General features: G+C 68.9%; 19 protein-coding genes. All 19 read right to left on the bottom strand.

The window, feature by feature from the left end:
- On the bottom strand, window positions 1-657 hold the full coding sequence (locus ACIP5T_RS01670) for a FliM/FliN family flagellar motor switch protein (RefSeq protein WP_400860069.1): 657 nt from the start codon (window positions 655-657) through the stop codon (window positions 1-3).
- Window positions 657-1,550, bottom strand: a complete 894-nt coding sequence (locus tag ACIP5T_RS01665; RefSeq protein WP_400860067.1) for a flagellar motor switch protein FliM — start codon at window positions 1,548-1,550, stop codon at window positions 657-659. The genes ACIP5T_RS01670 and ACIP5T_RS01665 overlap by 1 nt, the downstream gene beginning before the upstream one ends.
- 33 nt (window positions 1,551-1,583) lie before the next feature.
- On the bottom strand, window positions 1,584-2,393 hold the full coding sequence (locus ACIP5T_RS01660) for a flagellar motor protein MotB (protein WP_400860066.1): 810 nt from the start codon (window positions 2,391-2,393) through the stop codon (window positions 1,584-1,586).
- Entirely contained in the window at window positions 2,390-3,187 is a 798-nt protein-coding gene (locus ACIP5T_RS01655; RefSeq protein WP_400860065.1) for a motility protein A, read from the bottom strand. Before ACIP5T_RS01655 ends, ACIP5T_RS01660 begins: the two co-directional genes overlap by 4 nt.
- Window positions 3,188-3,189: 2 nt before the next feature.
- The gene (locus ACIP5T_RS01650) at window positions 3,190-3,405 is read right to left on the bottom strand and encodes a flagellar FlbD family protein (protein ID WP_400860063.1); all 216 of its coding nucleotides are present in this window, start codon (window positions 3,403-3,405) and stop codon (window positions 3,190-3,192) included.
- 120 nt (window positions 3,406-3,525) lie between these two features.
- On the bottom strand, window positions 3,526-4,692 hold the full coding sequence (locus tag ACIP5T_RS01645) for a flagellar hook protein FlgE (RefSeq protein WP_400860061.1): 1,167 nt from the start codon (window positions 4,690-4,692) through the stop codon (window positions 3,526-3,528).
- A 30-nt stretch (window positions 4,693-4,722) separates the two neighbouring features.
- On the bottom strand, window positions 4,723-5,190 hold the full coding sequence (locus ACIP5T_RS01640) for a flagellar hook capping FlgD N-terminal domain-containing protein (RefSeq protein WP_400860059.1): 468 nt from the start codon (window positions 5,188-5,190) through the stop codon (window positions 4,723-4,725).
- Between the two features lie 12 nt (window positions 5,191-5,202).
- Complete coding sequence (locus tag ACIP5T_RS01635; protein ID WP_400860057.1) at window positions 5,203-6,639, bottom strand: hypothetical protein; 1,437 nt, start codon at window positions 6,637-6,639, stop codon at window positions 5,203-5,205.
- On the bottom strand, window positions 6,636-7,007 hold the full coding sequence (locus ACIP5T_RS01630; RefSeq protein WP_400860056.1) for a hypothetical protein: 372 nt from the start codon (window positions 7,005-7,007) through the stop codon (window positions 6,636-6,638). The genes ACIP5T_RS01635 and ACIP5T_RS01630 overlap by 4 nt, the downstream gene beginning before the upstream one ends.
- Window positions 7,004-7,429, bottom strand: coding sequence for a hypothetical protein (locus ACIP5T_RS01625; protein WP_400860054.1), 426 nt, complete (start codon window positions 7,427-7,429; stop codon window positions 7,004-7,006). Before ACIP5T_RS01625 ends, ACIP5T_RS01630 begins: the two co-directional genes overlap by 4 nt.
- Window positions 7,426-8,754, bottom strand: coding sequence for a FliI/YscN family ATPase (locus tag ACIP5T_RS01620; RefSeq protein ID WP_400860052.1), 1,329 nt, complete (start codon window positions 8,752-8,754; stop codon window positions 7,426-7,428). Before ACIP5T_RS01620 ends, ACIP5T_RS01625 begins: the two co-directional genes overlap by 4 nt.
- Window positions 8,751-9,389 (bottom strand): FliH/SctL family protein, encoded by a 639-nt coding sequence (locus ACIP5T_RS01615; protein WP_400860051.1) that lies wholly within the window; start codon window positions 9,387-9,389, stop codon window positions 8,751-8,753. Before ACIP5T_RS01615 ends, ACIP5T_RS01620 begins: the two co-directional genes overlap by 4 nt.
- A 134-nt stretch (window positions 9,390-9,523) precedes the next feature.
- Window positions 9,524-10,606 (bottom strand): flagellar motor switch protein FliG, encoded by a 1,083-nt coding sequence (gene fliG, locus ACIP5T_RS01610; protein WP_400860049.1) that lies wholly within the window; start codon window positions 10,604-10,606, stop codon window positions 9,524-9,526.
- Window positions 10,603-12,243, bottom strand: a complete 1,641-nt coding sequence (gene fliF / locus ACIP5T_RS01605; RefSeq protein WP_400860047.1) for a flagellar basal-body MS-ring/collar protein FliF — start codon at window positions 12,241-12,243, stop codon at window positions 10,603-10,605. The genes fliG and fliF overlap by 4 nt, the downstream gene beginning before the upstream one ends.
- Window positions 12,244-12,245: 2 nt before the next feature.
- Entirely contained in the window at window positions 12,246-12,563 is a 318-nt protein-coding gene (gene fliE / locus ACIP5T_RS01600; protein WP_400860045.1) for a flagellar hook-basal body complex protein FliE, read from the bottom strand.
- On the bottom strand, window positions 12,563-12,955 hold the full coding sequence (flgC, locus tag ACIP5T_RS01595; protein ID WP_400860043.1) for a flagellar basal body rod protein FlgC: 393 nt from the start codon (window positions 12,953-12,955) through the stop codon (window positions 12,563-12,565). The genes fliE and flgC overlap by 1 nt, the downstream gene beginning before the upstream one ends.
- Window positions 12,952-13,299 carry a flagellar basal body rod protein FlgB gene (locus ACIP5T_RS01590; RefSeq protein WP_400860041.1) on the bottom strand — a complete coding sequence of 116 codons (348 nt, stop codon included), beginning with the start codon at window positions 13,297-13,299 and terminating at the stop codon, window positions 12,952-12,954. Before ACIP5T_RS01590 ends, flgC begins: the two co-directional genes overlap by 4 nt.
- Before the next feature lie 108 nt (window positions 13,300-13,407).
- Window positions 13,408-13,686 carry a hypothetical protein gene (locus tag ACIP5T_RS01585; RefSeq protein WP_400860039.1) on the bottom strand — a complete coding sequence of 93 codons (279 nt, stop codon included), beginning with the start codon at window positions 13,684-13,686 and terminating at the stop codon, window positions 13,408-13,410.
- Window positions 13,687-13,692: 6 nt separating this feature from the next.
- The gene (gene fliS / locus ACIP5T_RS01580) at window positions 13,693-14,106 is read right to left on the bottom strand and encodes a flagellar export chaperone FliS (RefSeq protein WP_400860037.1); all 414 of its coding nucleotides are present in this window, start codon (window positions 14,104-14,106) and stop codon (window positions 13,693-13,695) included.
- Window positions 14,107-14,130: the final 24 nt, after the last annotated feature.

Raw genomic sequence — 14,130 nt, 5'->3', positions numbered from 1 at the left:
TCAGACCGTCTCGGCGCCGTCGAGGATGCGCTCGACGCGGATCGCGAAGTCGCCCTCCGCGACCACGACGGTGCCGTGCCCGATCAGACGCCCGTTCAGCTTGATGTCCGCCGGCGACCCGGCGGCGCGGTCGAGCTCCACCACACGCCCTGGTTCGAGCGAGAGCACGTCGCGCACCGGCATCCGCGTGCGTCCGATCTCGACCACGAGCTCCATCTCGACGCCCGCGATGCGATTCAGGCGCTGCGGGCCCGCCGGCGCGGCGGACCTGGCTCCGTCGATGCGCACGGATGCGCGCGCCACGACGCTGCCGTCGGCGTCGACCATGTCGAACACCTGCGTGCCCGAGTCGGTGAAGACCTCGGCGGCGGGCACGATCGCGCCGTCGCCGAGCGAGCCGCTGCCGAGCACTGCGGTGGCCGCCTCGAAGATCGGATGCAGTCGATCGGTCAGCGCTGCGTTCTTGGAGCCGTCCTCGAGCTGCGACGGATCGACGACCTGGATCGCGATGCGCGCGCCGGGGCTGCCGGTGAAGGTGACGACGACCGCGTCGCCTGCCGCGCCGGGGTCGGTCGAGGGTGCCGGGATCACCGGGTAGCCGAACGGCAGCTTGCCGGCGATCGCCGCGGCGATCGCGGTCTCGTGGAAGGTGCTCATCAGTGGGTCTCCTCATGGGTGGTCGTGATCTTGCAGGTGAGGCGCGAGCCCCGGCTGCCCGGTGTGGCGAGGGCGATTCGGGTCTGTCCCGCCATGAGCTCGTAGGGGCGGGTCTCAGGGTGCGGCAGACGCAGCAGATCGCCGGGAGCGAGGTCGAGGATCTCGCCCGTGCCGATCGTGATGGGGGCGAGACGCAGCGTCAGCTCCAGCGGGGTGCTTCGCACCTGTTCGAGGGTCTGATCGGCCGTATGAGCGGAGGCGGCATCCGATCCCGTGGCAGCGAGGCGATCGACGACCGCCGACGCGGGCAGCATGACGGTCGCGGTCGACTCCGAGTCCCCCAGGCGCATCGTGTAGCGGGCGACGATCACTGCGGCGGTGGCGGCGATGACCTGCATGTACTGGGGGTTGTAATGCACCGCACTGAACCTGGGCGCGCTGGGAAGCAGAGAGTCGAGGCTGGCGTGGAGATGCTCGAACGTGCCCTCCATCAGGTTGCGGACGAGAGCGAGCTCGATCGGCGTGAAGGTGCGCGCTTCGGGAAGCGACGTGCTCCTGCCGCCCATCATCTGCACGACCCACAGCAGGGCGCTGTCGAGGCCGAACTGCACGACGCACGGCTCATCACGGTCGGCGAAGGATCCCGCGACCATCGCCGTGGTTCCGGGGAGCGTGTCGGAGTACTCCTCGTACGACACGAGGTCGACGCTCTCGAGCGTCAGGTGCGCGCGCACACGGATCTTCGCCGTGAGCTGCGACGACCAGAGCCGGGCGAACGACTCGAACGCCGCCTCGAGGTGCCGGGTGCTCTCACGTCCGAGTTGCGCCGGGCGCCCGAAATCGTATGCCGGATGGCGCACGGCCGGATCATCGAGCACAGCGGATGCGGTCATGGCGGTCTCCTCGACAGTGGTGTTCACGTGAGCTCACTTGCTCGCGGCAGCGGCGAGAGCGGGTATCAGCGCTCTCACCTGCTCTTCTTCGTTCGACTCGACGATGATGTCGACGCGTCTGTTGCTGGCCAGCGCCTGAGGGGTGTCGCCCGGCACGATGGGGCGGGTGTCGGAGAACGCGATCGCCTTCACGCGGGGCCCTCCGAGGCCCTCATGCTCGACGAGGAATCGGGCCACCTGGGTCGCGCGTCCTCCCGAGAGCTCCCAGTTGGTCGGAAAAGGGGCTGCCGATACCCGGTGATCGGCGTGCCCCTCGACGCTCACCTGGTTGTCGACCGTGGCCAGCACGTCTCCGATGTTGTCGAGCACGGCATCCGCCTTCGCCGAGAGGTCGGTGCTGTTGTCAGCGAAGAAGGTCTCGGCGCCGACCAGCCCGACCTGGAGCCCCCGATCGTCGATGACGAACTGCACGGTGTCCTGCAGACCCTGAGCCGCAAGCGACGTGCTCATGCGATCACGCAGACCCACGAGAGACTCGAACTCGGTCTCCGCACGGGCGGCCAGGTCTACCACCCCGTCGTCGTCCTGCAGCTCGGGCGGCACGATCATGCCCTCCGCGGTGTCAGCGCCACCTTCGGTGCTCTCCTGCCCGAAGCCCGTCGCCAGACTGTTCGCGAGCATCTCGAACTTCGTCTTGTCGACGTTCGACACGGCGAACAGCACGATGAACAGGCACATCAGAACCGTGACCATATCGGCGTACGACACAGCCCAGCGTTCGTCCGGCTCGTCGTGCGAGTCGTCCTCATGCCCGCGACCGCGAGCTCTGCGGGCTGTGCTCACTGGACGCCCTCTGCCGGCGCCGACTCCCGCTTCTGCTTGCCGGGCTTGGGCTTCACGGTCGACAGGGCCTCGAGCCGTTCCTGCAGGAGGTGGGGCGCACTGCCCGCCTGGATGGCGAGCATCCCCTCGGAGACGAGGGTCATCCGCTCGAGCTCGACCGCGCCGATCCGCCCCAGTCGGCCGGCGATCGGGTTCCAGATGAAGTTCGCGGAGAGCAGGCCCCACAGAGTCGCCACGAAGGCCGCGGCGATCATCGGACCGAGGTGGTCAGGTTCATCCAGTTTCTCGAGCACGTGCGTCAGCGAGACGACGGTGCCGACGATCCCGATCGTCGGCGCGTATCCGCCCAGCGAGGCGAAGAACTTCGATGCGATGCGATTGCGCGACGACGTCGCGGTGATCTCGTCGTCCATGACCGTCCGCAGATCCTCGGCATCCGTGCCGTCCGCGAGCGCCTGGAGAGCCTGCCGGGTGAACTCGTCCGGTGCGGAGTCGAGTTCCTGCTCGAGAGCGAGAAGCCCTTCACCCCGAGCCTTCTCGGCATATCCGACGAGGAACGGGATCACCGCCTCCGGCGTCATCTTGGGTCCTCGGACCATGCGCCCGAGGCTCTTCACCGCGAGAATCGTGTCACGGAGAGTGTGGCTGGCGATGCCCACGCCGATCGTCGAGCCGAGCACCAGGATCATGGGCGCGGGAATGAGCAGAGCCTCGAAGCTCGCCCCCTCCATCGTGATCATCGCGACCAGCGCGCCGAACGCCAGGATCACTCCGATGATGAACGCGGGATCCATGATCACGCCTCCATCTGAGAGGTCAGGGCCTGGGCTGCACCCAGGACACGGGCCCGGTAGGCGACGATCAGGTCGATCAGGTGGTCGAGGTCTTCCTCGACCACGTAGACATGCCCGTCGACCATGTGCAGAGTCGTGTCCGGTGACGCGTGGATCCGTTCGATCAGGTCGGGGTTCACCGCGAACCGGGTGCGGTCGAGGCGGGTGACGATGATCATTCGGGGGGTCTCCGGGCTTCGGATGAGAGGGGGAAGTCTGCCCCGACTATCGCGACGCGGCCCGCCCCCGGTAACCAGGGGCGGGCCGCGTGGTGGCTGACCCTGCGGGTCCGCCAGGCGCTAGCGCTTGAGCTGGGTGAGCTCCTGAAGGACCTCGTCGCTGGTCGTGATGATGCGGGCGTTGGCCTGGAAGCCGCGCTGAGCGACGATCAGGTTGGTGAACTCCTGCGAGAGGTCGACGTTGCTCATCTCCAGCGCACCGGAGACGAGGTCGCCGAACCCTGCCTCGCCGGGCTCGCCCATGCGCACCGCCCCGGAGTTCACGGATGCCCGGTAGGCCGTTCCACCGGCCTTCTCGAGCCCCTCGGGGTTGGCGAACGTGGCCATGGCGATCTTGCCGAGAGTCTGCGTCGCGCCGTTGCTGAACGTGCCCACGATGGAACCGTCACCCGTGATGCTGTACGACTTCAACGTGCCGGCGGCGGATCCGTCCTGCTCGGACACAGCGACCGTCGACATGGTCGCGTAGCCGGTGACAGAACCGAGATCGACGCTCACAGCACCGGCGGTGAGCGTGAGGCCCGCTCCGGTCTGCTTGCCGTCGGTGAAGGCCAGAGCCCCGGTCGCACCGCTCGCAGGCTCGGTGACGTCCCATCCGGTCGCCGTCTTCGTGAAGGTCAGGCTGAGAGTAGAGGGCGTGCCCTGAGCGTCGTAGACGGTGACGTCGCGCACGAGCTCATCGCCGGTCGCTGCGGTCGACGGCAGGTTGCCGGTGACGGTCGCCTCCGTCGTCGCCTTCGCGGGCGACACGGCGTCGAGAGGGAGCACGATGTTGCCCGTCGCCTGCCCGGTGTTGACGACACCGTCCTGCGCCGACCAGCCCTGCACGACCGAGCCGTCAGCGGTGACCATCTTGCCCGTGGGGTCGAACGAGAACCCACCCGCCCGGGTGTACAGGGTCTCTCCGCCCGATCGGACGGCGAAGAATCCATCACCCGAGATCATCAGGTCGCCGCCGCGACCCGTCGCCTGGGCAGAGCCCTGAGCGAAGTTGGTGCGGACGCCGGCCACCTGCACGCCCAGACCGACCTGAGCGGGGTTGCGACCGCCCACCTCGTCGTCGGGGATCCCGGGGTTGCCTACGAGCTGAGACAGCGAGTCCTGGAACAGCACGGACGAGCCCTTGAACCCGGCCGTGTTGACGTTGGCGATGTTGTTGCCCGTGACATCGAGCATGGTCTGGTGCGAGCGGAGGCCGGAGATTCCGGAGTAGAGCGAGCGAAGCATGGGGTTCTCTCTTCCTGGGTGAGACGGGGATCAGGCTGCGGCGGGGGCGGGCGCAGCGGGGGTGGTCGGAGCGATGGGGGTCTGCGTCGTGGCGACGCCGGTGATGGCGTCGAGCGCGACGGTCTTGTCGCCGATGGTCACCTGCGGGACGGGTCCGTCGAACGAGACCTTGGTCACGACGCCGGAGACGGTCTTTCCATCGGCATCCTTGTAGCTCGCTTCTTGGCCGATGAGCGCGCTCGCGGCCTGACGCATGTTCAGGGCGAACGCCTCGGCGCCGCTGTCGGCGAGTGCCGTCAGCTGCTCCATCATGGCGAGCTGGGTGGTCTGCGAGATCATCTCGTTGGTGTCCATCGGACTCGAGGGATCCTGGTGCGTCAGTTGGGTGACCAGGAGCTTGAGGAAGACCTCCCCGTCGAGAACCTGCTTGCGGGCTGCGGGGTCGGTCGTGCCCCCCGTATGGATCGAGGTCGGGGCGCTCACGGCGTCGACAGTCATTCGGTCGTCCTCTCAGGCGAAGATGTCGAGCCCCACGCCGGAACCGGCAGAGGGCGTTGTCTGGATGGTGCGGGAGAGATCGGCGACCTGCTCGGCCCCGCGGCGGTGGTCGGGTCGGCCGCGGCTCGCGTCGCGATCGCCGCCGCCCTGCTCGACCGGTGCTTCGCCCGCAGTCTGCTGGCCGCGATCGCCGGCTCCGTCTGCGGACGTGCCGTGGTTGACGCTCAATGTGGCGTGCGGCATCACGGCGGCGAGGTCGCGGCGCAGCTCGACGAGAATCGTCCGCAGCGCGTCGCGACCGGCGTCGGTCGCACCGCTGAGTTCTACCTGCACCTCGCCCGAGGCGCTGATCTGTGCGCGGACCGTGACCGGGCCGAGGCTGTCGGGGTTCACCGTCATCGTGAGCTGGTGAGTGCCCATCGGACGCTGGGCGATGCTCACGACCACCGGCGCGACCTGCGCCGCGACCGCACGGTTCGCGGTGGTGGCCGCATCGGGCGGCGATACGGGAGTGAGCGTCGCGACTGTCGGAGTGACCGGCGCGGCGGAGGCCGTTGCGAGCACGGGCTGTGCTCCCGGCGCCTGGTCCCCCGCATCGCTCGACATCCGCTGCTCGAGGGCGCCGCCGACCGCGGGCGCGGGAGAGCCGAGAGGAGCCGGGATCACGGGCAGGCCCTGCCTCGGGGGCGATTCCTGCCGAGGCGTGGCTCCTACCGGGTCGGACAGCGATGCGTCGGCACCGCCTGCCGCGGGCTCTCGCGGGGTCGCCGCCGTATCGACACCGAGGTCTCGCACGTGGCCCGACGGTCGGCCCTGCGTCCGTAGTTCGGCACGGCCGTCGGCGACCGCCGCTGCGCCGGCTTCGGCCGTCGACGCCGCGGCAGCCGGATCGGGCACGGTCGCCGGAGCCGAAGCGGGCGCAGGCACCGACGTCGTCTCTGGGGTCGAAGCCGTCTGCGTTGCCGGCACTGACCCGACAACAGCCGGTGCAGCCGCCACCGCATCCGTCTCGACGACTCTGCTCGACGGGTCGACAGGAGTCTCCTCCGCCCCGGCCACGATCGGCGTCGTCTCCGCCGTCGTGTCCGGAGTCGCCTCGCCCGCGAGCGTCGGCTCGGACGTCGTCGCCTGCGGGGTCGTCGCCTGGAGGGGCGTCGGGGAGGGCACAGGGGTCGCCGGAGCCGACCATGCGACGAGGTGAGTCATCGCCGCGATCACCGCCTGTCGGTCGCTCGTGCGGTCGGGGGCCGCTGAAGCCTCCGCCGGCCCGCCCTGCCTGACTGTATCGAGCGTCGCCGTGCCGGAGTCCGACGCGCCGTCGAGCACCTGACCTGCTGCGGTGAGTGCGTCACCGAACAGCGAGCCGGAGTCTCCCGACGCTCGGCCCCCGGTGTCCGCCTCGCCGGAGCCGGCAACGGGCATGGACGCGAGCAGTCCCACCGCGCTCATCCGAGCATCTCCATGATCTTCTGCATCGACGGAGTCGATCCGCCTGCACTCGAAGCGTTGGCCGAGAACAGGGTCTGGAGTGCTGCCAGGACCTGGGCGTTCTCTCCGCCGGACGCACCGGTGCCGGCAGCCGCTGACGACTCGGTGGTCGCGGTGGCGGAGGTGGTCTCGGTGCCCGAGGTGGTCGCGGTGCCGGAGGCAGCCTTGGCCGCTTCGAGCACCCCGGCGAACGTCGTCGAGCTGGCCGCCGATGTCTCAGCAGTCGCCTCCGTCGCAGCTGCTGCGGCCGCGCGCCCCGCTGGATCCAGCGACACGATCTGGGTCTCGATCGCGTCGACGCGTGCGATCACCGCTGCCAGCCCGGTCACGCTGCGCTCCCCTCACGTCGCGAGGTGCGCACGACCGCGATCTCGTCGAGCGCGGTCTGCTCGGCGGCGAGCTCGGCCTTGGCGGTCTCGACACGGTGGGTGCTCTCGAGTCGCTCGAGCCCCTTCAGATCGCGTCGCGCTTCGACGTGGGCCGACCTGGCCTCGGACTCAGCGCTGCGCCTCATGTCGACCAGCGCCTGCAGATCGCTGAGCGTGCTGCGCCCCGCGGCGCGCGCCGCGGCCATGGCCATCAGCGCCCGAGGATCATCGATCTGCGCGCTGATGTCGGCGAGGCTCGTGATCGCACTCTGCTCGGCCGTCTCGGCCTGCGCACGTGCTGCGCTGGCACGCGAGAGATGCTCGGCGGCGACACGCTCCTGGGCGCCGCGCACACGCAGCAGACCAGCCAGTGGGAAGGTCATGGGGTGAGTCCTCCGAAATCGGTGGTGAGGGTGGCGAGCTGCTGCCAGGACGCATCGGATGCTGCGAACTCGTCCATGCTCTGGGTGAGGAACCGCGAGATCGCGGCCTCATGAGAGAGGGCGGCGTCGACCATCGGGTTGGCTCCCTGTCGGTAGGCGCCGATCTCGATCAGGTCGTTCGCGCTGCGCCGGGCCGCCAGCACGCTGCGCAACATCACCGCGTTCTGCCGCTGCTCCGGCGTGGTGATCTTCGACACGACGCGAGACACCGAACCGAGCACGTCGACCGCAGGGAAGTGTCCGCGGATCGCGAGCGCCCGATCGAGCACCACGTGCCCGTCGAGGATCCCTCTGGCGGCATCCGCGATCGGCTCGTTGTGGTCGTCGCCGTCGACGAGCACCGTATAGAGACCGGTGATCGACCCGACGGACCCCGTTCCGGCACGCTCGAGCAGCCGCGCCAGCACCGAGAACGTCGACGGCGGATAGCCGCGAGTGGCTGGGGGCTCTCCGGCGCTCAACCCGATCTCGCGCTGCGCCATGGCGACACGCGTCAGGGAGTCCATCATCAGCACCACGTCGAGTCCGTCATCGCGGAAACCCTCCGCGATCCGTGTGGCGACGAACGCCGAACGCAACCGCGCCATCGCCGGCTGGTCCGACGTCGCGACGATCACGACCGAGCGCGCCAGACCCTCGGGACCCAGGTCGTCTTCGAGGAACTCCCGCACCTCACGACCGCGCTCACCGACGAGGGCGATGACGTTCACGTCGGCGGTCGAACCGCGGGCGATCATCGACATCAGCGACGACTTGCCCACACCCGATCCGGCGAAGAGCCCGAGACGCTGACCCGACCCCACGGGCGTCATGGTGTCGAGCACGCGCACGCCGAGTCCGAGCTGCCTGTCGATCCGCTGGCGGTCCATGACACTCGGGGCATCGTGGTCGAGCGACACGAGGGCGGCGCTCCTGTCGAGCGGCCCCTTGCCGTCGATCGGCCTACCGAGTCCGTCGAGCACGCGTCCGAGCAGCGCCCGTCCCGTGGGCACCTGCAACGGTGCTCCCCCATGCCGCACACGGGCGCGAGCGGTGATCCCGTCGAGTCGACCGAGGGGCATGCACCGTGCCGAGGCTCCGTCGACTGCGACGACCTCGGCATCGACCGGACGACCGTCCGCCGCATCGATGCGAATGCGGTCGCCCACCGCGCCGTCGATGCCGAGCACCTCCACCCCGAGTCCTCGCACCGCCTTCACCGTGCCAGATCGCTCAGGACGTGCGGCGGCGAGTGCGCGCTGCCACGACTGCGTCCCGGTGGTCACACGATCACCTCGGCGTCGTGGTCGTCGCCGTCGAGAGCTGCGGCGGCGCGGGCGAGCGCTGCGGTGATGCGCGTGTCGACCGCGCCGTTCTCGATCTCGACGATGGCGCCGCCGTTGTCGACGACGTGAGAGGTCGAGATCTGGATGCCGCTCAGCGCGTCCATCGTGGACGCCTCCTCCTGCAGTCTCGCGGCGTCCTGCTCACTGAAGGTGACGCGTGTCCATCTGTCCGCAGGCATCTCGAGCAGGGCCCGCTGAAGCGCGTGAGCCGCGGATCGCGCAGGATCCGACAGCTCAGCTCCGAGGATCGCCGTGGCGAGCACCACGGCGAGTTCTTCGATTCGGTCGGCGGCGAGCATGCTCAGCTCGTCGACACGCTGATCCAGCGCCGCCCGCGCGGTCTGCAGTGCGCGCAGCCCGGAGCCGCGCTCGTGCAGGTACAGCTCCTGGAGTTCCTGCATCCGCTGGTGATCCGCGGCGCGCTGTGCTTCTCCCTCTTCGAGGGAGAGCCTGCGTCCTTCGGCGAAGCCGTCGGCGTACCCCCTGGTGCGGGCGCGGTCCGCCTCGCCTCGGAGGTCGATCGGAGTCTCGCCGACGCGCGGCACGACCAGCGGCGTGAAGGCGGAATCGAGCACGGCGGACACCTCGGAATCGAAGGGCGAGGCCTGTCCGTGGCCCGAAGGTCGAGCGATCCGTGCTCCCTGCCCACTATCGCGACGTCCCTTCGCGGCCGTAACCATCGCGGCCGAATCACCTGCCGTCAGAGGGATCACTCGATGAGCTCATCCTCGTCTTCGCGAGAGATCGTGATCTCCTCGGCGGCCTCCAGGTCGCGGATGATGCGCACGATCTCGGCGCGGGCTTCGTCGACCTGACGCATGCGCACGGGGCCGAGCACTCGGGTCTCCTCCGCGAGATTCTCCTGGTTGCGCTCGGTCATGTTGCTCTTCACCTTGTCGGTGATCTGCTCGTCTGCGCCCTTCAGCGCGAGCGCCAGCATGCGGAGGTCGATACCTCGCAGCACCCGTTGGGCGTCGCGGTCCTCGAGGCGGGCGATGTCGGCGAACGTGACCATGCGACTGCGGATGTCCTCTGCCAATGCCAGGTCGCGCCCCTCGAGGCTCGCGAGCAGCGACTTCTCGAGGGCGGTGTCAGACCGGTTGATGATCTCGACCAGGGGTTGGACGCCGCCGATCGACTCGTGGTTGTCGCGCATGGCGAAGACGCCGGTGCGAGAGCGCAGGGAGTCGGCGACGATCGAGATCGCCTCCTGGGTGGCGGTGCCCATCGTCGCGATCGCCTGGGCGACATCCGTGCGCAGCGGGTCCTGCAGCGCGGCGAGCACGGCTGCCGCACGATCGGCTCGCAGGTTCGCCAGCACCACGGCGACCGTCGTCGGAAGCTCGCCCTCGATGATCGTGGCGAGCTGGGCCGGGTCGGCTGCGTTCAGGAAGTCGAAGGACACCGACCCCTGCGACATCACCCGGCCGACCATGCCGACGGCCTTCTCGCGCCCGAACGCCGTCTCGAGCAGTCCGGTGGCGAGTTCCTGCCCGCCTCGAGACGGCACCGAACCACCGGTCGCGATGCGCCGGAACTCAGCGAGAGCGCGGGCCGTCGAAGCGACGTCCACCCCTCCGAGCTGCGTGAGCTCCGCGGCGAGCATCTCGGATCGCTCTTCACCGAGATGACGCAGGACCTCTGCACTGGCGGCGCGGTCCATGTTCATCAGCACGATCGCGGCCTTGCGAAGGCCGCTCATCTCCGGCACGGGAGTCACTGCGGGTGCCACGGCGGTCGAGACCTCGACCGTGTCGGCCTGCGCATCGAGCAGCTCGGTCAGTGCGCTCATACGGTCGCCTCGTCCATCAGGTCGGCCAGTGCGCTGGCGATCGTGTCGGGTTCGCGCTTCGCCAGATCATCGATCTCACGGCGCCGGCGCTCGACGAGAACCTTGTCGGGCTCCGGCTCGTCATCGAGGTCGACCGACGCCGAGGGCAGCAGCTTCGTGGGGGCGGGGGCGATGATCGCCTCCGCCTCCTTGAGTCCCCTGAGCGAACGGAGCTTCTGCTCCTCGCTCTCGGTGACCGTGGCGAAGTACTCGATCGGGCCGTCATCGGTGTAGAGGACGCGGCGCTTCATCTTGCGGCGCACGACGAGGAAGACGATCAGGATGATCACGGCCAGCAGGATCGATCCCCCGATGATCGCGGATCGCAGCAGCTCCTGCTGCAGCTGCGCCTCGCGCTCGGCCTCTGCCGCCGCGAGAGCGGTCTGCGCCGCCGTCGCTCCTGCCTGGTTGAACTCGACGAACTCGACGGCGATCTCGTCACCCCGCTCGACATCGATGCCGGCGGCCGACGCCACGAGCGATTCGATCTGGTTCGCCGTCACACCCGTGACGGTTCCCCTGTTCAGCGCGATGCTGACCGTCTGCCTCGTGACCTCTCCTGCCGGAGTGATGGTCTTCTCGGTGGACTTGTTCACGGCGTTGTCGCGCGACGTCTCCTCGAACTCGTAGGCACCGGTGCCGTCTGCGTTGTCGGGAACCGCGATGTTGTCAGGGCCGAGCACGCCCGTGCCGCCGGCCTGACCGCCGTTGTAGGTCTCCGTCTTGGTCTCCTCCGAGGCCCGCAGCTCGCCCTCGGGGGCCGAGTACGTCTCGTCCATGCGCTCCGAGGTCGAGTTCGCGACATCGGCCGCGACCGTCACTGTGGCGTTGCCGGGCCCGACGATCGTCTCGAGCATCCTGCTGACCGACGCCGCGACCTTCGCCTCGTGCTCCGTCGCCTGCTTCGACGAGTTGCCGGTGAGTCCGGTGCCGACGGCCGAGAGCACCCGGCCGTCCTGGTCGGTGACGGCGACGTCTTCCGGGGTCATCCCCGGCACTGCGGCACTGGTGAGGTGCACGATGGCCTCGATCTTCTCGTCGCCGAGGGTCGAGCCGTTGCGGGTCTTCACGAACACGGATGCGGTCGGGCTCTGCCGCTCCGAGACGAAGACGCTCTCCTCGGGGATCGCGAGCTGCACCGACGCGGTGGAGATGCCCTCCATGGCGCCGATCGTGCCCGCGAGCTCGCCTTCGATCGCCCGCTTGTAGGTGACGGACTGCTGGAACTCGCTCGCCGTCACACCCATGTCGTCGAGCAGCGTGTACCCCTCGCTGGTGTCGCCGGGAAGCCCGGCCGATGCTGCTGCCAGGCGCTGCGCGTAGACCTGGTCGTCTGGGACGAGAATGGTCGCGCCGCCCTCGGTGAGCTCGTAGCCCACGCCCGCCGACTTCAACTGCTCGACGACGGCCGAGGCATCGCCGGCACTGAGGCCCGTGAACAGAGGGCTCATCTGCGGCTTGGTGAGCCACGCGCCGAGCGCGATCGCTCCCATCACCAGCAGCGCGACGCCGATGATGGCGATCGTTCGCTGTGCGAGCGTGAATCCTGAGACGACCTGCTTCGCGCGGTCGTAGTAGCTCGTGAGCATCTTGGGCATCGTCAGGCCTGCATCCTCATGATCTCGTTGAATGCCGAGACGCTGCGGTCGCGCACCGCGACCACCAGATCAAGCGTCACGGAGGCGCGTGTCGAGGCGATCATCGCCTGATGGATGTCCTGCAGGTCGCCGGTGACCGCCTGGACCGCGAGTTCGTTCGACGAGGACTGCAGCTGTTGGAGGTTCTCCACGGCGCCCGAGAGCGATGTCGCGAAGGTGCTGCCCGATGCCGACGCGCCGGATGCCTCTGGGCCCGTCTCGAAGCTGAGCGCGGACAGCGGCGTGACGCCGGCCGCGCCGACGGCCTCGATGCCCGACATCAGTTGCGGCCGATCTGCAGTGCGGCCTCGTAGGTGGTCTTCGCACGATCGACCACGGCGGCGTTCGCCTCGTAGCCGCGCTGGGCGAGGATCAGCATGCTCATCTGATCGCCGAGCTCGACGTTCGGGTACTGCACGTAGCCGTCGTCGTTCGCGTAGGGGTGTTCGGGGTCGTACACGAGCTTGGCCTCGGCATCGGATTCGACCACGCCAGCGACATAGACGCCGGGGCTCTCCGTGCCGGCCTGCACCGTGACGAACTTCTCTCGAAAGGCCTCCTGGCCCGCAGGGGTGGCTGTGTTCACGTTCGCGATGTTGTCGCTGAGCGCGTCGAGCCACTTGCGGTGCGCGGTCAGGCCGGTGCCGGCGATGCCGATCGCGTCGAAGGTCATGCGGAGGCCTGCCCGATCGCCTTGGTGATCGACGCCGCCTGGCCGCCGATCGCCTGACTCGCGAACTGGAACCGCAACACGGTGTCGATGTTCGAGAGGGTCTCGGTGTCGAGATTGACGTTGTTGCCGTTCAGTCTGGTCGGCTCGAGCGATCGCTCGACCGTCGCGCCGACGGTGCCCGAACCGCCTTCGACGGCTGAGCGCAGCTCATCCTCGAACTGCACGCGCTGGGCCTGATAGCCGGGGGTGTTGACGTTGGCGATGTTCTCAGCGATCGCGCGTTGGCGCAGGGCCAGCCCGTCGAGGGCGCTGATCAGCGCAGAGGAGGTGACGGATTCGAGCACGGGGGCACTCCGGACGTTGGTGGAGAGGCCGATCCGTGGCCAATCGTCGAGCGATCCGTGCTCTGAGTCGACTATCGCGACACGCGACCGCTCCCGTAACCGTGATTCTCAACCTTGGACGTCGAGATATGCGGGCGCATCGGTCTTCGAGGTCGGCACCCGTCGCAGAGCGGCGATCTCTCGAGCGACGTTGGCGCGGGAGGTGACGAGTCCGCCGATCATGAGCTGCTGGCGCGCGAGCACCGCCTCCGCGCGCTCGCGAAGCTCGTCGGGCACGGGGCCGGGCGGCGCCTCGAAGGACTGCTCGTCCAGCTGCTCGTCGGCGACGTCGAGGGCCCGCTCGAACTGATCGAGCACGGTCAGCCAGGCCGAGAGGTTGTCCGGCACGGTCGCTCAGGCCAGTGCCGTGATGGGCGACTGCGTGCTCGACGTGATCGCCGCAGCGGCCGCATGCCACGCTTCGCGCAGCGGGACGACGAGAGCTCGGCACTCTGCGGTGGCGGCTCGGTCACGAGCGATGTTGGCGGTGATCAGACGGCCCGTGAGGTAGGTGTACACACCATGCAGCTCCGCGGAGCCGTCCCACTCATCGGTGAGCGAGCCGTTCAGCTCGGCGACGATCTGCTGCGCGTGCACGAGGTGGTTGCCCGCCGCCGCCCAGTCTCCGGAGTCCTGCGAAGCGTCTGCGCGTTCGATGTCGACCAGCAGGCGGTCGTACAGCAGCACGAGAAGGCGCTCAGGCGTGGCCGAGGCGACCTGCTGCTCGAGGTACTGCTGCTTGGCGCGGTCGAGAGAGGTGATGGGCATGGTTCTGTTCTCCGATGCGATGGT

Origin of the sequence: Microbacterium sp. NPDC088619 (assembly GCF_044752825.1) — a bacterium.
Taxonomy (GTDB): domain Bacteria; phylum Actinomycetota; class Actinomycetes; order Actinomycetales; family Microbacteriaceae; genus Microbacterium.
This window is presented reverse-complemented; position numbering and strand designations above follow the sequence as displayed.